The following is a 17,140-nucleotide window of genomic DNA, read 5'->3' on the forward strand; positions in this document are numbered from 1 at the left end:
CCAGTTAGTGTATTCAAGCGTTCTGAAGCGTCTTTACACCGCATCAACGCCCAGCGGGATAGAACTGCTCGCGCAATTCGCGTTTCAATACCTTGCCGATCGGACTGCGCGGCAACGCGTCCATGAAGGTCAGCGCGGAGAGTCGCTGCATCTTGCCGAGCCGCGCGTTGATCCAGGCAAGTAGCGTGTCGGCGTCGATCTGTGCAAGCGGACGGCGCACCACGAACGCAACCGGCGTCTCGCCCCACTGCTCCGACTGCGCGCCCACCACGGCCACATCCGCAACGTCCGGATGCGAGCACAGTTCTGCTTCAAGATCGCTCGGATAGACGTTGAAGCCACCCGAAATAATCATGTCCTTCTTGCGATCGAGCAGCGTCAAAAAACCGTCGGCATCGAAGCGGCCCATATCGCCCGTGCGGATGAAACGCTTGCCGCTCGGGTCGTACCACTCCGCCTCGGCCGTCTTGTCCGGTTGACGGTAGTAGCCGGTCATCATCGCGGGCGAATGGCCAACGATTTCGCCCACCTCACCCGCCGCCACTTCGCTACCGAGCTCGTCGATCAGACGGATATCGTGACCTTCCATCGGTTTGCCGACCGTATGCAGCTTGGTGGGGAATTCGTCGGCCTCCAACTGGCACGAGCCGCCGCCTTCAGTCATACCGTAGTACTCGGTGAGCTTGCCCGGCCAGCGGCGCACCACGTCCGCCTTCACGCCCGCCGCAAACGGTGCGCTCGTGCAGAACTTGGCCTGGAAACGGGAAAGGTCGTAACGGTCAAAGTCCGGATGCGCCATCAGGCGCTGATACTGGACCGGCACCAGCATCGTGTGCGTGACGCGGTACTGTTGCGCAAGTTCCAGATAACGTGTGGCGTCGAATTTCGGCATCAACACGACCGTGCCGCCGAAGGTCAGCGTCGGCATAAAACTCACGAGCGTTGTGTTCGAATACAAGGGCGTGGAAATCAGCGTCGTGGCGTCGGGGCCGTAGCCACGCAGAATGCTGCGCACCGCGTAGGCCCAGCGCATGCCGTGCGATTGCACGATACCTTTTGGCGTGCCCGTGGTGCCTGACGAATAGATGATGTTGAATGGCCACGCCGGATCGATCGTTACGGCGTCAGGCGTCGTGCCGTTCGGCGCGAGCCAGGCTTCGAGGGCGGTGCTGCCTGCGTGCGCATCTAACGCCACGGGGATTGCACTGATCTCCGCGGCCACCGGTTCGAGCAGACGTTTGACGTCTGCATCGAGGAACAGCAGCCGCGCGCCCGAGTTGCCGATCATGCTGACAAGACTCGCCGCACTCGACGACGGCGCGAGCGGCGCCACCGCCGCCCCTGCCCGCAGGCCGCCGAGAAATGCCACGGCGTATTCCACCGAGGCGGCCGCGCACAACGCAATCGCATCGCAAGGCTTGATGCCGTCGCGCTGCAATGCGGCCGCAAAGCGATCGACTCGCGCGTCCAGCGCGGCGTAAGTCACCACCTCGCCGTCGCAGATCAAGGCCGCGTGTTCACCGCGTTCTTTGGCGAAGCGGTGGAGCATGTCGGTGATACAGACGAACGGTTCGTCCAATAACGCTTCGAGCCAGCCCATTGCTGTCAGCCTCCCCGGGTACCGTTGCTCTCATCGGCCGCCGCCGTACGCGCCGCGTCCTCTTCCTGCAACTTGCGCCACAGGATCTTGCCGCTACCCGATTTCGGCAGCGACGTCACGAACTCGACGATACGCGGCGCCTTGTAAGACGCCATCTGCTCATGCGACCAGTCGATGATGTCCTGCTCGCTGATCATGCCGGCGTGTGTCGCAGCGGGCACTACTAGCGCCTTCACGGTTTCGCCGCGCTTCGCGTCTTTCACGCCGATCACGCACACCTCCTGAATCGCCGGATGCCGGTACATCAGCGCTTCGACTTCCGCGGGCCAGACCTTGTAGCCTGACGCGTTGATCATGCGCTTAAGGCGATCGGTCATGAAGAAATACCCCTCCTCGTCGATATGACCGAGGTCGCCGGTCCGCAGAAAACGCTTGCTGTCGAGTTGGATAAACGCTTCTTCGGTACCCTTCGGATTGCGCCAGTAGCCTTGCATCACCTGCGGCGCGTTCACAATGATTTCGCCCGTTTCGCCTTGCGGGAGTTCCTGCAACGTGACCGGATCGATCACGCGCGAGTCCACGTCGAACACCGGAATGCCCAGGCATTGCGGTTTCGGTCGATGCGGCGGATTGATGTGCGTGCCGGCAATCGTTTCGGACATGCCGTAGCCTTCTACATAATCGAGCCCCGTCAGCAATTTGAGCTTTCTGGCAATGGCATCCGGCATCGCCGCGCCGCCGCCGCGTGCACCCGTCAGGCTCGACAGATCGTATTCGCCGAGCTTCGGATTCGAGAGAAAGTCGACCATCATCGCCGTGATCGACTGCCACGCGGTCACGCGATATTTCTGCATGCATAGCGCCGCCGCTTCCCGATCCCAGCGCGGCAACACGATAATCGTGGCTCCCGAGAACACCGCGCTGTTCATGCCGCCTTGCATGCCGGTCACGTGAAAGAACGGCAATATAGACAAATACACACCGTCCGGCGGCGCCGAAAACCACACGCACCCGCCGAGCAGCGTGCTCATCACGCTGCGGTGCGTGTGCATGCAGCCCTTCGGCTTGCCCGTGGTGCCGGACGTATACGGCATCACGCACAGGTCGTCTGGACCGCTGGTGAGCGGACCCGGAGCGATACGCCGCTCGAGCACGTCACGCCAGGGCGTGACGCCGGGAACATCGAAGGTCTTGCGCGGCGCCGCCACGAATTCCGGCACGGGAATCGGCGACGGCCGCTTCACGTAATCGCTATACGTCGCGACGATTGCATGCTCGATACCCTGACCGGGCCCGGTGCCGATCAACGGCTCGACGTTCGCGAACAGGCATTGCGGCGCGATGATCGTCGTCGTCCCGCTGTCTTCGACGTAGTGAGCCAACTCACCGGTCATGTTCATTGGATTGACCGGCACCACCACGGCGTTCGCGCGCAGGATCCCATAGTAGGCAATGATCCATTGCGGGCTGTTCTGCATATAAAGCAGCACGCGGTCGCCCGCCTTGACGTGGCACTCCTGCTGAAGGAATCCCGCGATGCGCTCAGCTTCGTCCTTGAACTCGCCGAACGTGACCGGTGTGTCGTAGAAGACGATGAACGGTTTGTTGGGAAAGCGCGCCGCCGACACCTCGGCGTTATAGAAAATGCTGGTCTCGGGCAGCGTCAGATGCAGTGGCACTTGCGGCGGCCAATGCGGGTGATGGCGTTCGTTCATAGGCGTCTCCTGCCTTACTGTCTGTGCGCGTTTCACCCTGAGGGTGCGCGCTTCATTCACATCCGCCGCGTGGCGGATGCGACCGGCTAATGAGTCAACAACGGCGTCAAGGGAATCAGGCGCTTCATGAACGCCCGAGGTAGCGCCCAAGCTCCACCTTTGCGATGGCGTTGCGGTGCACTTCGTCGGGACCATCCGCAAAACGCAGCGTGCGCGAACTCGCGTACGCGCGCGCGAGGCCGAAGTCGTCGCTGACCGAGCCGCCGCCGTGCACCTGCATCGCCCAATCGATCACCTGGCATGCCATGCTGGGCGCCGCCACCTTGATCATGGCGATTTCCTGACGCGCGTCCTTGTTGCCGACCGTATCCATCTTGTACGCCGCGTTCAGCACCAGAAAACGCGTCTGGTCGATCATGATGCGCGCATTCGCAATCCGTTCAAGTGTGACGCCTTGATCGGCGATCGGCCGACCGAATGCCACGCGTTCCAGCGAACGGCGGCACATCGCTTCGAGTGCGCGCTCCGCGCGCCCAATCAATCGCATGCAGTGATGGATGCGGCCCGGTCCGAGCCGTCCTTGCGCGATCTCGAAGCCGCGGCCCTCGCCGAGCAGCATGTTGCTGGCCGGCACGCGCGCGTTTTCAAATGAGATTTCGGCGTGGCCGTGTGGCGCGTCGTCATAGCCGAATACCGGCAGATGACGCAGCACTTTCACGCCAGGCGTGTCCTTGGGCACCAGAATCATCGACTGCTGCTGATGCCGGTTCGTATGATCCGCATTGGACTTGCCCATGAAGATCAGCACCTTGCAGCGCGGATCGTTCGCTCCCGAGGTCCACCATTTGCGGCCGTTCAGAATGTAGTCGTCACCGTCGCGTTCAATGCGCGCTTCGATATTGGTCGCATCGGACGACGCCACCTCCGGCTCTGTCATGGCAAATGCTGAGCGGATCGTGCCGTCGAGCAACGGCAGCAGCCATTGTTGCTGCTGCTCGGGCGTGGCGTAACGCACCAGCGTTTCCATGTTGCCCGTGTCCGGCGCGGAGCAGTTGAACGGCTCCGCGCCGATATGGGAGCGCCCCATGATTTCGCACAGCGGCGCGTATTCAAGATTGGTGAGCCCCGCGCCGTATTTCGACTCGGGCAGGAACAGATTCCACAAGCCCACGGCCTTCGCTTTCTCTTTCAGTTCCTCGATCACCGGCGCGGGCTGCCACCGGTTACCGGATTCGCGCGCGGCATCCATCTGCGCTTCGAAGATCGCCTCGGCTGGATAGACGTATTCGTCCATGAAAGCGTTGAGGCGCTGCTGCAAGCTCTTGACCTTATCCGAGTACTGAAAATCCATACGGCGTCTCCTGTCGACCGGAGTTAGCGCTTTAGCGCTTACTCCGGTCCCATGCAAGGCGGTCGACCGGAGTTGGCGCTTTAGCTGTCGATCAGAGTTCGCGCTTTAGCTGTCGATCGGAGTTCGCGCTTTAGCGCGCTACTCCGATCCTATGCAAAGCTCGTTACTCTGGTCCCATGCAGCGCACTTACTCCGGTCCCATGCAAAGCTTTTGTTCACGCGAGCGAAGCGCGGCAATACCCTCGCGCTGCGCCTCGAAACCGGCCACTCAGACAATGATCGAGCCGCCATCCACGGCGAAATACTGGCCGGTGATATGACGCGACGCTTCACTCGCGAGGAACACGACCGGGCCTTTGAGATCTTCGTCGCCGCCGAGACGCTGCAACGGCGTGCGCGAGACGATGGTGTCTTCGAGTTTGTCGAGCAAGCCTGCCGACATCTTCGACGGGAAGAAGCCCGGGCAGATCGCATTCACGTTGATGTTGTACTTGCCCCACTCCGCCGCAAGCGCCCGCGTGAAGTTGATCGCCGCGGCCTTGGACGTGTTGTACGCAATCGTGTTCATGCCGGGCGGCGAGCCCTTCAGCCCCGCTACCGAGGCGATATTGATGATCTTGCCGGCATGGCGCGGAATCATGCTGCGCTTACCGACTTCGCGAGCGACGAAAAACGGTGCGTGGACATTCAGGTTCATCACCTTGTGCCACGCTTCGTCGGGATAGTCCTCGGCGGGTGCGCCCCAAGTCGCACCAGCGTTGTTCACGAGAATGTCGATGCCGCCATGCAGGCCGAGCACTTCATCCACGAGACCAGGGATACCCTCGAAGCGCTGCAGATCGTTGACTATCGTCTGCACCGCGATGCCCCGGCTTTGCAGATGCGATTTCGCCTCGGCGAGTTCGTCGACCTTGCGCGCCGTGATGGCCACGCGGCAGCCCATCTCTCCCAGCGCCTCGGCCATTTGCAGGCCGAGCCCACGAGAACCACCGGTGATCAGTGCAACCTTGCCGTCCAGTTGAAACAGGTCTTTCACAGACATTACGACGCTCCTCCAAGTTGTTCTGCAATGCAGACTTATATTCCAGATTCTGTGACCATCATACGTGCCGAAATTCGGCCTGTAAATAAAAGCACGCTCATTCACTTTTGATTTAAACTGACACGTATCGTTGGTGGACGGCTCATCGGGACTTACCCGAATGCCGCACTTCCCAATCGGGCCGTATCAGTGCGAACGCAGGCGTTTTTGTACGTGTCGCGTAGTTGTTCTGCATAGCGGCTCACCTTTAGACGGGTCTTCTCCCATGCAAGATGCGTTGATCATCAATTCGCGTGATCTGGAATTTCAGCTATTCGAAGTGCTCGAAGCCGAAACGCTCACACAGCGCACGCGCCACGCCGACCACAGCCGCGAGACTTTCAACGCCGCGCTTGAAACCGCTCATGCGGTTGCCACCGAAAAGTTCGCACCGCACAACCGCCTCTCCGACGAGCACGAACCGCAATTCGACGGCCAACGCGTCACGATGCCCGCGGAGGTCAAGGAAGCGCTCGACGCGTTCCGTTCGGCCGGTTTTCTTGCGGCGGGTAAAGACTACGAATGGGGTGGCATGCAGTTGCCTTCGGTCATTTCCTTTGCCTGCCTGTCGCTCTTCAAGAGCGCCAACATCGCCACGTCGTCTTACGCGATGCTGACCACGGCGAATGCGAACGTGATCGAACGTTTCGGCAGCGCCAAGCAGAAACGCAAGTATCTGCAGGCCTTATTCGAAGGCCGCGCGTTCGGAACGATGGCGCTGACCGAGCCGCAAGCGGGCTCGAGCCTCTCGGATCTCATCACCAGTGCGGCGCCCAACGAAGACGGCACCTATTCGATCCGCGGCAACAAGATTTTCATTTCCGGTGGCGACCACGAATTGAGCGAGAACATCGTCCACCTGGTGCTGGCGCGCATTCCCGGCGGGCCACCAGGCGTTAAAGGCATTTCGCTGTTCACGGTGCCGAAGTTCCACGTCAACGACGACGGCAGCCTCGGCGGTCGTAACGATGTCGCGCTCGCGGGATTGATTCATAAGATGGGCTGGCGCGGCACGACGTCGACCATGCTGTCGTTTGGTGAACGCGGCGAATGCATCGGCGAACTGGTGGGAGAACCGCATCAGGGCCTCGCTTATATGTTCCACATGATGAACGAGGCACGCATCGGCGTAGGCCTCGGTGCGGTCATGCTCGGCTATCGCGGCTATCTGGCGTCGCTCGATTACGCACGCGAACGGCCGCAGGGGCGGCGTCCGGATAACAAGAACCCGCTCGATCCGCAATTGCCATTGATCGAACACGCCGACGTGCGCCGCATGCTGCTCGCACAAAAGGCCTACGTGGAAGGCGCATACGCGCTGTGCCTGTACGCGGCACGCCTCGTCGACGAACAGAATACTGGCGAGAGCGAAACGGCGCGCGCCGAAGCGGGCCTGCTGCTCGATCTGCTAACACCCGTGGTGAAATCGTGGCCCTCGCAGTGGTGCCTTGAAGCGAATAGCCTGGCGATCCAGATTCACGGCGGTTACGGCTATACGCGTGAATATCCGGTCGAGCAGTTCTATCGCGACAATCGCCTGAACATGATTCACGAAGGCACGCACGGTATTCAGGCACTCGATCTGCTGGGCCGCAAAGTGGTCATGAAGCAGGGCGCTGCGCTCAAGCAACTGGAGCGTGAAATACAACGCAGCGTTGAATCGGCGCGAGTTCATCCGGCGCTGCAGGCGCATGCCGATTCACTCAGCAAAGCATGGAACGAGTTGACTGGCACGGTCGAAGCGTTATTGCCCACGCTGGCCCGCGAAAGCGAGCGCGCGCTCGCCAACGCGAATGCCTTTCTCGAAGCATTCGGCCATATCGTGATTGCGTGGACGTGGTTGCGGCAGGCGATCGTCGCGAGCGCTGCGCTACCCGATGCGAAAAGCGCAGCCGATAGCGACTTCTATCGCGGCAAGCTGCATGCTTGCCAGTGGTTCTTCCGTTGGGAATTGCCGCGCGTTTCGCTAATGCTTGCCACGCTGCGCGGTCTCGACGATACGACGCTCAGCATGGCGCCCCAGTGGTTCTGAGTGCTGCGACGCTATTCGGATAGACGCGGCATCCGTGTGGCTGGATGCCGCTTGATACCGTTCAATGCGACAGCGCGCTTTCAAGCTGCGTCACCACATCGATCAACCGGGGCCGCACTTCTTCGAGCAGGAATTCTTTGGAGAGCTTGAATGAAGGGCCGCCGACATTGATCGCCATGATCGGCAGTTCGCCACCCGGCTGGAAAGCACGCGCGATGCCGTTCACCTCTTTCTGCCAGTCCCCGAATGAAGTCGTGACGCCCAGCGTGCTGTAATCTTCGAGCGCCTTCTCAATGCCGCGACGGGTTTTCGGCCACGCGACGTGATCGAGCTCACGCACCTGTTCCATGAAGCTGAGGCGATCGTGTTCAGGGATCGCCGCGAGCCACGCGCGGCCAATTGCCGACGTGGCGACCGGAATGCGCGAACCGACTTCCAGCGTCAGCGTGAGCGCAACCGAGGCCCGGCAATTTTCCACGTAGATCATCGAGAGCCGGTCGCGCGTTCCCAACGACACCGTTGCGCCGGAGATGTCGGCCAGTTCCTGCATCACCGGCCGGGCAATCTTGCGCACATCGAGCCGCGCCAGCATGGCGCTACCCAGCGCGAGCGAAGCCGTGCCAAGCCGGTATTTGCCGCTCTCTTTCAAATGAATCAGATAGCCGAGTAGCGTAAGCGTATGCGTCAAGCGCGATACCGTCGATTTCGGCAACTTGCAACGCAATGCGAGTTCCTGATTGCTCAACGATTTGTCGCCTGAGCGAAAACACGCCAGCACCTCGAGCCCGCGTGCCAGCGCCGTGACGAAATGGCGGTCGTCTTTGTGTGCCTCGTGCGCCGTCCGGCTCGCAAGGACCGTATTCGTTCTCGCGGCCGCAGCGGGTTTTTGCGCAGCTTCGCCGACGTTCGGGATGTCGACCGGATTATCGATCGGGCTGTTATGGGTTTTGCTCAAAATGAAACGCGCTCCCGCGAAACGGCACCATTTGAAGGACAAACCGTGCCCGGACCAAGGGTGAGCCAGGCTGCGGAATTATAGTCCCAACGCAATTCCTTTGTTAACAAAGACTTGAATCGTTTTTCGTTCCGCAAACCAGCTATTTCTACCCCGGGCAATCCGCCGACTGGCTTGATCGTTCAACTTTTTGCGGAACGATTATCGCGTCGGACCCACCTTGTCGCCTCGACGCTTCCTGACATAATGCTCCGTCATGGAAAGGGACTTGTGACCGAGTTGCTTTTGCGCCTGCCGTATGTCCCCGCTTGATTCGGCCTTGTCCGTTCCGGCCTTGGCGCGTAGGTCGCGGAACTGAAATTCTCCTGCTGGGATACCTGCGGCTTTTCGGGCTTGCCGAAACCTGTATTGCAAAGTCCGCAGCGTCATACGCTCGCCCGTCTCCGTGACCACCAGTGCGGTACTGACGACCTTGTATCCCGCCCTTCGTGCGCGAATTCGATCGATCACTGCCCGCAACTCGCCGATTACCTCCATGCGCAGTTTTTTGCCGGTCTTACCCTGGTCGATCTCAAGAAAATTATCCTTTATGTGGCGCTCATCGTATTTTAAGGTGTCCTGTGGTCTCTGTCCGGCCAGGTAGGCTAGATCCATGGCGTCGCGGATAGGCTCGTCTGCCTGCGCATATAGCTTCGCGTACAGGTCATCTTCAACATACACATCCCGCCCGGTTTCAGTGTTCTTCTTGATGCCTGCGCATGGGTTGGCAACCTTTGTCAGACCGATCTCGCGCGCATTGTTGAATATGTGGCTGAACAAAGCGACTTCACGATTGGCCCTGACGTGCCCAAGATTTGGCGGGATCTCCCGCTTCATTTCCGTGTAGTAAGCGACGGCCTTCTGGTGGCGCCAGCGCATATATTGCTTAATGTGCGTTGGCTCGATATCGTCAAGCGGCGCGCGTTCGAAAAACTCTCGGAGATATGTCAACTCCTTGAGGTTATCGACCTGGGTGCGCGGTGCCTTTTCTGGCAAAATTTCACGGATATAAATGTCGGCCGCATCCTTGAATGTTGGCATGGCAACGCTGGGGGCCTGAGTTCCCTCAAGTTCTGACCAGCGCTTTACCGCCAAGACAAAGTCGGTGCCTAGCGGTTCTTCGCGCCGCGGCTTGCCACCCCAATCATAGTAGTAGTATGTGGTCTTGCCCCGATGACGAACCCGCATCCCCGGGGGCACGTTTGGATTCCGTGTTGGCTTTCTTCCCACGATCTCACCTCATAGCCAGCACTTTAGGTTGCCATTTTTTCTTCGGTTGTTCGGCCGCCTCACGTCCGATAATCGCCGCTCGAGCGATAATTGGCCGACCGCGCGCGCTAGTCCAGAAGGGAATTCCAGACGTGCGCAGCCATTCCACCTGAAGTTCTTCGCGCGTCTTGCCATGCTTCCCGACCCGGATATCCGTCAATTCTGCAACTTCTTCAGCCGACAGAAAAGTATCGCTCATTCCTACCTCCCAAACCATTCCCGTCGCGTGACGGCTAAGATACGTTGTGTTGCGGCTTCCATCGGCCCTCTGTCGGCGGTTCAGGCAGCGGTCGCCAGTGCGTCGGTTTCTTCATGTCGAACGCAAAGCAATTGCCGATCGTCTTCATGTTTGGATGCCACTTGGCGACCTGTATTGGCTGCCCGTCTCATCGGGCATGTAGACGAGAAACTGGCCCTCAGCAGGCGCGGTTTCGATTGGTTGCCAGTCGCTCATGCCGAATACCCCTGCAGATCAACAAGACTCTCCATCATCGCCAGCACATCACCGCTAACAAGGGCTCGCATAGCTTGATCAAGTGAGGCTCGCATCAAGGCAAGGGCGATATTCGCGACTGGGCCGCACGATGTGTAAATCGGAATCAGCCCAGTTACTCGCGCAATTTCATCGGGCAACGCATCGCCCAGGGTTTTGGTTTCGGTCACACTTCCTCCTTAACTCGTTTCACCACCATCGGCAACGTCTGCCACTCATACTGACAGCAGCGGCAGTGATGGACGATATGGTCTTTGTTCGCGTGCGCGTTCCAGCACGACACGCCAGCATATTTGCCCATGGTCTGTTTGTCGTACTCGATAGCCTGCCGGTGCTGGCCTTTCGCCCAGAAACTGCGCGAAACATCTGCGCTGCCGCACTTCGGGCATGGGATTTCGCACGGTTTGAGTTCGCTCATGGTTTCCACTCAATCAATGGCGTGGCATAGCCCAGCATCAACGGATGCAAAGGATCGCCCGACTTCGACAGTCCGAAGCACTTCATCGGCTTGCCGCTGGCAACCAACATCGCCTCAACCTCGTCATGCCGATAACGAAGACGTTTGGGCACTTTTGCGCGCGGACCCCATGACGGCACCAGAACATCGGCGTCCGCAATGATTCGTGACAGGTGCATATCATTGTCAGGGCCGATCGGATCGACCGCCATTGCAAGTTCACGCACATCCGTTGCGCAGTAGGCGAACAGATTGCCCACAATCATCCGGCTACCCTTGTTGAGAAGCGTGAAGCCATGCCATTTCGTGACCGTGTTATCGTTCTTAACTACGCCAGCCGTCGAGCCGTTCACGCCCAGAAAGCCGTAGACAATGCCGGTAGGCAACCCATCTCGTTCTAGTCGGTAGCGGAACAGGCCGCATTCGCTGAAGATCGCGCTCATGAATTCACCTCATCCAGCCAATCCCGATAGCGCGCAATCATCCGCAACATCCGTTCGCGCGCATTCTTGCGTGATCGTGCCGCGCTCGCATAACGAACCTCGAAAGCGGGCACATCAGACGGCTCGATATCCTCGTCTTTGCGGGCCCGACGCCAACTCGTCAGTTCGTTGAGTGCGGCACGTCGCGCAGCCTCGTACTCCATCGCTGCGATGCCGAGCGAGGCGAGTTTGCTGACATTTTCCTGGGCGATATTCGTTTTGCGACTCACGCCTTCACCTCCGCCTTAGTCAATTCCTCCACTACTGCCCTCGCCTCATCAACATAAGGCCCGTAGTGCTCAACAAACGCCCGATCAGTCTCAAGTTCGCAATTGCGGCAGGCTTCTGCGAAACTGAAGCCGTGGTGGCATTTCCATTGGGTCATACTGGCTCCTTCGGTGTCGGCACAAACTGCACCATATTCAGTCGTTGCGCAATCCGCAGCATCTGGCTTGGCGGCTGCGTTTCGTAGAATCCGCGGCACATCACATCACGTCCGGCTATCGTGTGCTTGTGGCATTGGAAAAATGTGTCGTTGCGCCGGCAGTCGCGGACGATCTGCGCCATGCGGGTCTTACTGACGATGCGGTTCTCGGTGAATAGACACTGATTGCAGCGTTCTTCGCAGATTTCGAGTCCCATCTAACGCACCTCCCTGCTACACAATATCCGCACCAAAGCGGCACACCTGACGGGCTGATTCGGAAAGCGCTTCCATGCCCACTCGATGATCTTTTCGAGATTGGTCATGTCTTTCCCAGCGTATGCCGCGCCCGACTCTTGGCCCACGCCTCAAACTCGCTCGGATCGTCCCATGCAACGGTGTCGGCGTTGGCGATGTTGCGGAGTTCTTGTTCGAGTGTGGCGATGCGGGCGTTTGCGGCTTCGAGGGTATCGGCGGCGTCGCGCATGCAATGCATCCATACCTCTTTGTCCTGCTTGGCGGCGTAGTTTCGCAAGCGCTTGATCAGATCACTCATTTATGCCTCCGTCGACAAGGGCGCGGATAGCGGCAGCGCACTCTCCTGCGCCGTCCGACTCGCCCTCTACGTAGCTATTGGCCCGACCGTCTTCGGCCCCGTTATATGGCGACCGGCCCTTGTAAAGATTCCAGCGATCAACCTCAAGGTCATCGCAGGCCTTCGCCGCTTCCTCCAGCGCCGCGCGGCGGGATGCTTGGGCTATGTGCAAGACAATCTCAACGTTTAGACTATCGCCCCACATCGTTCCCTCGGGCAATAGCGAGCATGCGCGGTCAAACTCTTCTGGCGTGAATCTAAGGTCACTCATGATCCACTCCGGTGGCTGGACAGTCCATATTGAGAAACGCGCGGATACGCGGCTCAACGGCATATCCAAAGTCTTTTTGCCAGAGGCTGGCAGTTCGAATGCGCAAGGTTTTTTCCTGAGTGATACTTCCAATCTGCTCACGTGAAGCAGTGAGGAATTGGTATCCGCACCCCCAACCTTCTTCCGTCAAGCCGCAATCAAGGCATACGCGCCAAGGCGGGGAATCATCAGTCTCAGCCAAGTGTTTGTGTGCGCAAGCGCAGCACTCGCTCAAGATGACTGCCTTCGCGTCGTCGTACGCTCTGTCGGCTTTCGCTATAGCCCGCGTGATGGATTTGTTCACCCCTCACCTCCGCTTGCTGGCTGCGCGGCGGTCAATCTGGCGAAAAATTCACGAGCATGTTTCGGGAATCCCGTTTCGTTATAAGTGCGCGCAATCTGCCGAAGTTCCAGCAGCTTCTCATCCGTCAGCGCCCGTTCCATCTGTGCTACTGGTTGCGGGGATTCGGCGCGGGCTTGCCAACCTTCCCAGCGGGTATTCAAATAGTCCCGGCCCTCACCGTAGGTGTTACCTTCGCGTAGATTCTTAACGTCGTCGGCAGTGTGGTCCGCGTTCCAGCCATCTTCTTTCATTGCCACGTTCCATATTTTCGCGTAGTCCATCTCAAACGCCGCCCGCTCATCGTCCAGCACCAAGGCAGAGGGCTGCGGTGCGGCATAGACGATGCGCTTATTTCCGGTCTCGCGCTCATAGTCCAAAGCTGTAACATCCCGCCACACATGGCCGTTCTCGTTACTGACTTGGTGGATCGGTTCCCCCGATTGCGCTGGCACGGCAGGGGCCACATTGGCTAGACGATCCTCGATTAGATGGATCGCTCGGAATATCGGATTGTTCGCGCTTGACCATTCCCCAACATCGGCGTCTAGTAGCTCGGCAACTTTGTTTGCGAGTACGGTGCCCATGTGTTCAAAGCTATCGCGCTCGTCAATCAGTTGAGATATTTCGCGCTCGTCCTGCGCATCCGCCGAGGTGGCGGCAGGGGATGCGGCGAATACTTCGCCATCGAGCGGTTCAGTCGGTTCCTCGAAGCCCGGCAAGCCACCAAGCAATACGGCCTTTGCGATACTGCCGTCTTCGATCATTGTGCAATCATTTTCCTGCTCGCTCATTAACCAGTTCTGCGGTTCGCCGCTCACAGTGTCGAACTGCTGATGATCGTCGTCGATGTTGAAATGGTGGCCATGCGCATAGAAGCGCAAGGCGTCGAGCACCGACTGCGGCAACATCTGCGCCACGGCAGGCTCGCTCGCAGATAGCACCGGCACAATCACACCAGCAATGCGCTCGCGAAGCTGCTGCGCATGCCCGTACTCCTTGGCTATGTCGCGCAACTGATTCACGATCGCCGCGATTTCATGGTCTTTCATGCTTTACTCTCCCGAGAGTCATCAGATGAAGTAGATCGAAAATTCCACTTGTCCTTGGCATCAATCTCAGCGTCCTCGTCGCTCCGCCAGCATTCTTCGCTATGCACAACGGTATCGCATGAGTTGCAATGGATTTGGCCAAAGAAGGTCACGGCATCTGCCTGCTCTGCGGTCCAATCAAGATCGGTGCCGCCGCAAAACGGGCACGGCTTGAGTTCATCACTCATGTTCAACTTCTCCCTCTGTATATGTTGCGTGAACGGGGCGGGGGTTTGGGTGGTTAGGCCGCAGATTCAAATGGCACGGCCTTGTAATTGCAGACCTCGTCGAATTCATGGTTCGGGAATTCGTCCCACGCAATGCAGGCTTCGCAGTCGTTATCGCCATAGTCATGGTCGGGATGCTCGGCGCACGGTGCGGGTTTCGTTTGCACGTCGCATTTCTCGACGGTATGCGAAACGACGCCCGCAAAGATTTGATCGACCTCTTCACTCCAGCCTTCATCGCAATAAGCCGAGATTGCGTCAGCCATGGCGTTATCCCGTTCTTCCTCGCTATCAAAGAAGACCGATTCGCCCTGACCGGGATCGGTATAGAAGAACCGGTGCGTTGCTTTCGGCCAATTTGTTCCGCTCATGTTCTGTCCTTCGAAAAAGAGACCGTCATACAGACCGGCCTAAACACACGGCAAGCGCGGGGACCAATAGCGCTTGCGGAATTCGGGTAAATCAGGCGGCTTGAGCGAACGTCATGCGCTTGTACGCAGCGCGAGCCATGCGCACATCGTTGGCGCAATATGCTGCGACTTCGGCGATCTTGCCGGCGACTACGTAATCCCATACCTTCGAACCGTCAATGCCCTCAGTCTTGCCAGCGATTCCGAGTGCGCCACAGAGCCGATCCAAGCCAACGGAACCCTTGAATCCGGCCCAGCGCGTCATCGTGTCAAAAACATAGTCATCCCATGGCCGGGCGTGAAACGGGATGATTGACGGCGGCTTGATGCCCAGCACAACCGCGCGCTGAAAGATGAACCGTAGATCGAACTCCGTTACGTAGTGGCCGATAAACACCGGGCGACGATCGGAGCTAGGCGTGTACACATCCTTGATGGCATCGAACGTAGCACGCAGAATCTTGGCTTCGTCGTTTGCCCAGTCCTCGGAATAGAACGTCACTGGCTCGGCGTCATTCAGTGCAATGCCGATCACCGCGATTTGACCGGACCCGCCATCGAACGAAGTCTTGCGCCATTGCTCCTGCGCCGTCTCTTCGAGCTTTTCGTCGCGGAAGCGCTCTACCCACATTTCGAGCGCTTTGTCCTTCGACGTATATTTGATCTTGTCCGGGTCCGTCATGCCCAGTTCGGCGCAGGCCTTTTCCTTCGTCATCGTGGATGGGGCCTTGAAGTTCTCGCGTAGATCAGCGCGGATAGCTTCGAGTATTGCGGGATTTTGCGAGGGTATGGTCTCGATATCGATCGTCACATCCATTGCTGCCTCCTTAAATAATTGACCAGGCCGCGCGGGCGTATGCCTGGCGGAATGGCACATCGTCATCGAACCCGCCACCTGCCGGCGGATCGCCATAGTCGTAATCCTGATGCGATGCCGCGGCAGGGCGCTTTTTCATCGGACGGTCGGCCAGTTGCGCAACTCGCAGTGCCAGCGCCTCGGGCTTCGTCTTGCCGCTCAGGATTTCCGCCGCCACCAGTTCCGTGCCAGCTTCGAACACGCCCACAAGCTTTGCAGCCCATGCCGTCTGACCTTGATTCTTGCGGCTTTCCTCTTCGGTCTTTTGCAGCAGGAAACCAATCGGCTTGTTTGCCAGTTCGGGAAATACGTTCCCCTGCTCGGTGTATTCCTGCTTCGTATCCTTGTTCCAACGTTTCACCGGGCCTTGCACCGGCTTGATGCCGCGCAGTTTCAGGCACGTCATGAGCGCCATCAACAGGTCGTAGCCGGACAGCTTTTCGCCATCCTTCTTCGTTGTGTAGACGTACTGGCGCGTCTCGCGGCCATCGTTGGCTTGCAGGTTAAGCACGATGCCGCGCGTCCCCGTCTGTGCCTCGATATCCTCGGCGTAAAGAATCTTGCCGATGTACTTGCCGGTTTCGTTGAGCCACTTACCGGTGGAATCGGCGTTCATCGCGGCTTGTTTGTCGAGTTGATACATTTTTGATTTCCTTTAAGCTGCTTGCTTGAGGTCGTAATACGCCGTTATGGCTTCATCCACCATCGCGAGGTCGTTCTCGATATGGTCAGATTCGAAAAGGCCGAGCGGACTCTTTACCGTGTCCTGACCGTTGTTTTTGGTGCTGAATGTGTAATCACCGTTCGTCACACCGGTACGCAGAACGATGGTGACAAGCCCCTCCATGACGATCTTTTCGTCCAGAAGCTTCCCGATCGTCTTAATCTTGGTCTTGCCAAAATCGTCCGTGCTGGTGTGACTCAGGATGTACACCCGCTTGTGATCAGGCAGCGCACTGGATGCCATGAGAATGTCCCATGCGTGGCGGGCGATCTCGTTGTACTTGGCGAACGCACCGTTACCGGTTTCAACATCTGTCACCCGGCGCATGAACTCATTTGCCAGGCAATACTGGAAGTCATCAAGCACGATGATTTCTTTCTCGGTGCGCTGCATGGCGGTCACGATGTTCGCGCTGTTGTCTGTCACGTAGATAGATCCACCCTTACCCTTGACGATTGGCTTCCACCCGCCAGAGCGGAATGGCAGCGGTTTCTTCACCGCCTGAATCAAAAGCGTCTTGCTCGGGTCCAGATTGCGCAAACTGGTTGTCTTGCCGGTTCCGCTCTCGCCGATGATTAACGTGGCTATGCTCACTTTCTGATCTCCTGTCTGATTGGGATTCGTGCCACTCCAGATACTCTTGCTGCTCCTGCTGTTCTTGCGCCTGACGATAATCAGGCCCATCGTCG

The 17,140-nt window shown here is 58.5% G+C and carries 23 protein-coding genes; 1 reads left to right on the forward strand and 22 read right to left on the reverse strand.

Translation table 11 applies throughout. The features are described from left to right. Window positions 1-43: 43 nt before the first annotated feature. The 4 genes from PQR40_RS18900 to PQR40_RS18915 all read right to left on the reverse strand — a co-directional run bounded on the left by PQR40_RS18900 (window position 44) and on the right by PQR40_RS18915 (window position 5,708). Complete coding sequence (locus PQR40_RS18900; RefSeq protein WP_408509555.1) at window positions 44-1,600, reverse strand: class I adenylate-forming enzyme family protein; 1,557 nt, start codon at window positions 1,598-1,600, stop codon at window positions 44-46. Between the two features lie 5 nt (window positions 1,601-1,605). After that, entirely contained in the window at window positions 1,606-3,315 is a 1,710-nt protein-coding gene (locus tag PQR40_RS18905) for a long-chain fatty acid--CoA ligase (protein ID WP_408509556.1), read from the reverse strand. A gap of 124 nt (window positions 3,316-3,439) precedes the next feature. Continuing rightward, window positions 3,440-4,666, reverse strand: coding sequence for an acyl-CoA dehydrogenase family protein (locus PQR40_RS18910; RefSeq protein WP_408509557.1), 1,227 nt, complete (start codon window positions 4,664-4,666; stop codon window positions 3,440-3,442). A gap of 268 nt (window positions 4,667-4,934) precedes the next feature. After that, a complete protein-coding gene (locus PQR40_RS18915) occupies window positions 4,935-5,708 on the reverse strand; it encodes an SDR family oxidoreductase (protein ID WP_408509558.1) in 774 nt (257 codons plus the stop codon). Between the two features lie 265 nt (window positions 5,709-5,973). Here PQR40_RS18915 and PQR40_RS18920 point away from each other — a divergent pair, with 265 nt between their 5' ends. Next, window positions 5,974-7,779, forward strand: coding sequence for an acyl-CoA dehydrogenase (locus tag PQR40_RS18920; protein WP_408509559.1), 1,806 nt, complete (start codon window positions 5,974-5,976; stop codon window positions 7,777-7,779). Between the two features lie 61 nt (window positions 7,780-7,840). Here the strand turns inward: PQR40_RS18920 and PQR40_RS18925 are convergent, their stop codons facing one another. From PQR40_RS18925 to PQR40_RS19010, 18 genes are all read right to left on the reverse strand, one after another. Further along, a complete protein-coding gene (locus tag PQR40_RS18925; RefSeq protein WP_408225290.1) occupies window positions 7,841-8,575 on the reverse strand; it encodes an IclR family transcriptional regulator in 735 nt (244 codons plus the stop codon). Window positions 8,576-8,935: 360 nt separating this feature from the next. Continuing rightward, the gene (locus PQR40_RS18930) at window positions 8,936-9,961 is read right to left on the reverse strand and encodes a tyrosine-type recombinase/integrase (protein ID WP_408509560.1); all 1,026 of its coding nucleotides are present in this window, start codon (window positions 9,959-9,961) and stop codon (window positions 8,936-8,938) included. A 46-nt stretch (window positions 9,962-10,007) separates the two neighbouring features. Beyond that, window positions 10,008-10,241, reverse strand: coding sequence for a DUF4224 domain-containing protein (locus PQR40_RS18935; RefSeq protein WP_408509561.1), 234 nt, complete (start codon window positions 10,239-10,241; stop codon window positions 10,008-10,010). Window positions 10,242-10,275: 34 nt separating this feature from the next. Further along, window positions 10,276-10,389 carry a DUF551 domain-containing protein gene (locus PQR40_RS18940; protein ID WP_408509562.1) on the reverse strand — a complete coding sequence of 38 codons (114 nt, stop codon included), beginning with the start codon at window positions 10,387-10,389 and terminating at the stop codon, window positions 10,276-10,278. Between the two features lie 103 nt (window positions 10,390-10,492). Then, the gene (locus tag PQR40_RS18945) at window positions 10,493-10,705 is read right to left on the reverse strand and encodes a hypothetical protein (protein WP_408509563.1); all 213 of its coding nucleotides are present in this window, start codon (window positions 10,703-10,705) and stop codon (window positions 10,493-10,495) included. Continuing rightward, complete coding sequence (locus PQR40_RS18950) at window positions 10,702-10,953, reverse strand: hypothetical protein (protein ID WP_408509564.1); 252 nt, start codon at window positions 10,951-10,953, stop codon at window positions 10,702-10,704. The genes PQR40_RS18945 and PQR40_RS18950 overlap by 4 nt, the downstream gene beginning before the upstream one ends. Continuing rightward, complete coding sequence (locus PQR40_RS18955) at window positions 10,950-11,435, reverse strand: DUF1643 domain-containing protein (RefSeq protein ID WP_408509565.1); 486 nt, start codon at window positions 11,433-11,435, stop codon at window positions 10,950-10,952. The genes PQR40_RS18950 and PQR40_RS18955 overlap by 4 nt, the downstream gene beginning before the upstream one ends. Next, window positions 11,432-11,704 (reverse strand): hypothetical protein, encoded by a 273-nt coding sequence (locus tag PQR40_RS18960; protein ID WP_408509566.1) that lies wholly within the window; start codon window positions 11,702-11,704, stop codon window positions 11,432-11,434. Before PQR40_RS18960 ends, PQR40_RS18955 begins: the two co-directional genes overlap by 4 nt. Beyond that, window positions 11,701-11,859: a hypothetical protein gene (locus PQR40_RS18965; RefSeq protein ID WP_408509567.1), complete on the reverse strand. Its 159-nt coding sequence runs from the start codon at window positions 11,857-11,859 to the stop codon at window positions 11,701-11,703. Before PQR40_RS18965 ends, PQR40_RS18960 begins: the two co-directional genes overlap by 4 nt. Next, window positions 11,856-12,116 carry a hypothetical protein gene (locus PQR40_RS18970; RefSeq protein ID WP_408509568.1) on the reverse strand — a complete coding sequence of 87 codons (261 nt, stop codon included), beginning with the start codon at window positions 12,114-12,116 and terminating at the stop codon, window positions 11,856-11,858. The genes PQR40_RS18965 and PQR40_RS18970 overlap by 4 nt, the downstream gene beginning before the upstream one ends. Window positions 12,117-12,220: 104 nt before the next feature. Next, window positions 12,221-12,454: a hypothetical protein gene (locus tag PQR40_RS18975; protein ID WP_408509569.1), complete on the reverse strand. Its 234-nt coding sequence runs from the start codon at window positions 12,452-12,454 to the stop codon at window positions 12,221-12,223. Continuing rightward, window positions 12,447-12,764, reverse strand: coding sequence for a hypothetical protein (locus PQR40_RS18980; protein ID WP_408509570.1), 318 nt, complete (start codon window positions 12,762-12,764; stop codon window positions 12,447-12,449). Before PQR40_RS18980 ends, PQR40_RS18975 begins: the two co-directional genes overlap by 8 nt. Before the next feature lie 339 nt (window positions 12,765-13,103). After that, window positions 13,104-14,195, reverse strand: coding sequence for a hypothetical protein (locus PQR40_RS18985; RefSeq protein ID WP_408509571.1), 1,092 nt, complete (start codon window positions 14,193-14,195; stop codon window positions 13,104-13,106). Next, on the reverse strand, window positions 14,192-14,422 hold the full coding sequence (locus PQR40_RS18990) for a Lar family restriction alleviation protein (protein ID WP_408509572.1): 231 nt from the start codon (window positions 14,420-14,422) through the stop codon (window positions 14,192-14,194). Before PQR40_RS18990 ends, PQR40_RS18985 begins: the two co-directional genes overlap by 4 nt. 53 nt (window positions 14,423-14,475) lie before the next feature. Next, window positions 14,476-14,832: a hypothetical protein gene (locus tag PQR40_RS18995; protein WP_408509573.1), complete on the reverse strand. Its 357-nt coding sequence runs from the start codon at window positions 14,830-14,832 to the stop codon at window positions 14,476-14,478. 91 nt (window positions 14,833-14,923) lie between these two features. Beyond that, window positions 14,924-15,688 carry a 3'-5' exonuclease family protein gene (locus tag PQR40_RS19000; RefSeq protein WP_408509574.1) on the reverse strand — a complete coding sequence of 255 codons (765 nt, stop codon included), beginning with the start codon at window positions 15,686-15,688 and terminating at the stop codon, window positions 14,924-14,926. Window positions 15,689-15,698: 10 nt separating this feature from the next. Further along, on the reverse strand, window positions 15,699-16,370 hold the full coding sequence (locus tag PQR40_RS19005; protein WP_408509575.1) for a hypothetical protein: 672 nt from the start codon (window positions 16,368-16,370) through the stop codon (window positions 15,699-15,701). Window positions 16,371-16,382: 12 nt separating this feature from the next. Further along, window positions 16,383-17,045 carry a DEAD/DEAH box helicase family protein gene (locus PQR40_RS19010; protein ID WP_408509576.1) on the reverse strand — a complete coding sequence of 221 codons (663 nt, stop codon included), beginning with the start codon at window positions 17,043-17,045 and terminating at the stop codon, window positions 16,383-16,385. Window positions 17,046-17,140: the final 95 nt, after the last annotated feature.

This window comes from Paraburkholderia sediminicola (genome assembly GCF_046026855.1).
Lineage (GTDB): Bacteria > Pseudomonadota > Gammaproteobacteria > Burkholderiales > Burkholderiaceae > Paraburkholderia > Paraburkholderia sediminicola_A.

Bases quoted from the DNA above. Each gene is read 5' to 3' on its own strand.
- PQR40_RS18935 (WP_408509561.1), bottom strand. From the start codon at position 10,241: ATGAGCGATACTTTTCTGTCGGCTGAAGAAGTTGCAGAATTGACGGAT.
- PQR40_RS18965 (WP_408509567.1), bottom strand. From the start codon at position 11,859: ATGACCCAATGGAAATGCCACCACGGCTTCAGTTTCGCAGAAGCCTGC.
- PQR40_RS18985 (WP_408509571.1), bottom strand. From the start codon at position 14,195: ATGAAAGACCATGAAATCGCGGCGATCGTGAATCAGTTGCGCGACATA.
- PQR40_RS18905 (WP_408509556.1), bottom strand. From the start codon at position 3,315: ATGAACGAACGCCATCACCCGCATTGGCCGCCGCAAGTGCCACTGCAT.
- PQR40_RS19000 (WP_408509574.1), bottom strand. From the start codon at position 15,688: ATGGATGTGACGATCGATATCGAGACCATACCCTCGCAAAATCCCGCA.
- PQR40_RS18900 (WP_408509555.1), bottom strand. From the start codon at position 1,600: ATGGGCTGGCTCGAAGCGTTATTGGACGAACCGTTCGTCTGTATCACC.
- PQR40_RS18920 (WP_408509559.1), top strand. From the start codon at position 5,974: ATGCAAGATGCGTTGATCATCAATTCGCGTGATCTGGAATTTCAGCTA.
- PQR40_RS18940 (WP_408509562.1), bottom strand. From the start codon at position 10,389: ATGAAGACGATCGGCAATTGCTTTGCGTTCGACATGAAGAAACCGACG.
- PQR40_RS18970 (WP_408509568.1), bottom strand. From the start codon at position 12,116: ATGGGACTCGAAATCTGCGAAGAACGCTGCAATCAGTGTCTATTCACC.
- PQR40_RS18915 (WP_408509558.1), bottom strand. From the start codon at position 5,708: ATGTCTGTGAAAGACCTGTTTCAACTGGACGGCAAGGTTGCACTGATC.
- PQR40_RS18975 (WP_408509569.1), bottom strand. From the start codon at position 12,454: ATGAGTGATCTGATCAAGCGCTTGCGAAACTACGCCGCCAAGCAGGAC.
- PQR40_RS19005 (WP_408509575.1), bottom strand. From the start codon at position 16,370: ATGTATCAACTCGACAAACAAGCCGCGATGAACGCCGATTCCACCGGT.
- PQR40_RS18950 (WP_408509564.1), bottom strand. From the start codon at position 10,953: ATGAGCGAACTCAAACCGTGCGAAATCCCATGCCCGAAGTGCGGCAGC.
- PQR40_RS18955 (WP_408509565.1), bottom strand. From the start codon at position 11,435: ATGAGCGCGATCTTCAGCGAATGCGGCCTGTTCCGCTACCGACTAGAA.
- PQR40_RS18990 (WP_408509572.1), bottom strand. From the start codon at position 14,422: ATGAGTGATGAACTCAAGCCGTGCCCGTTTTGCGGCGGCACCGATCTT.
- PQR40_RS18910 (WP_408509557.1), bottom strand. From the start codon at position 4,666: ATGGATTTTCAGTACTCGGATAAGGTCAAGAGCTTGCAGCAGCGCCTC.
- PQR40_RS18995 (WP_408509573.1), bottom strand. From the start codon at position 14,832: ATGAGCGGAACAAATTGGCCGAAAGCAACGCACCGGTTCTTCTATACC.
- PQR40_RS18930 (WP_408509560.1), bottom strand. From the start codon at position 9,961: ATGCGGGTTCGTCATCGGGGCAAGACCACATACTACTACTATGATTGG.
- PQR40_RS18980 (WP_408509570.1), bottom strand. From the start codon at position 12,764: ATGAGTGACCTTAGATTCACGCCAGAAGAGTTTGACCGCGCATGCTCG.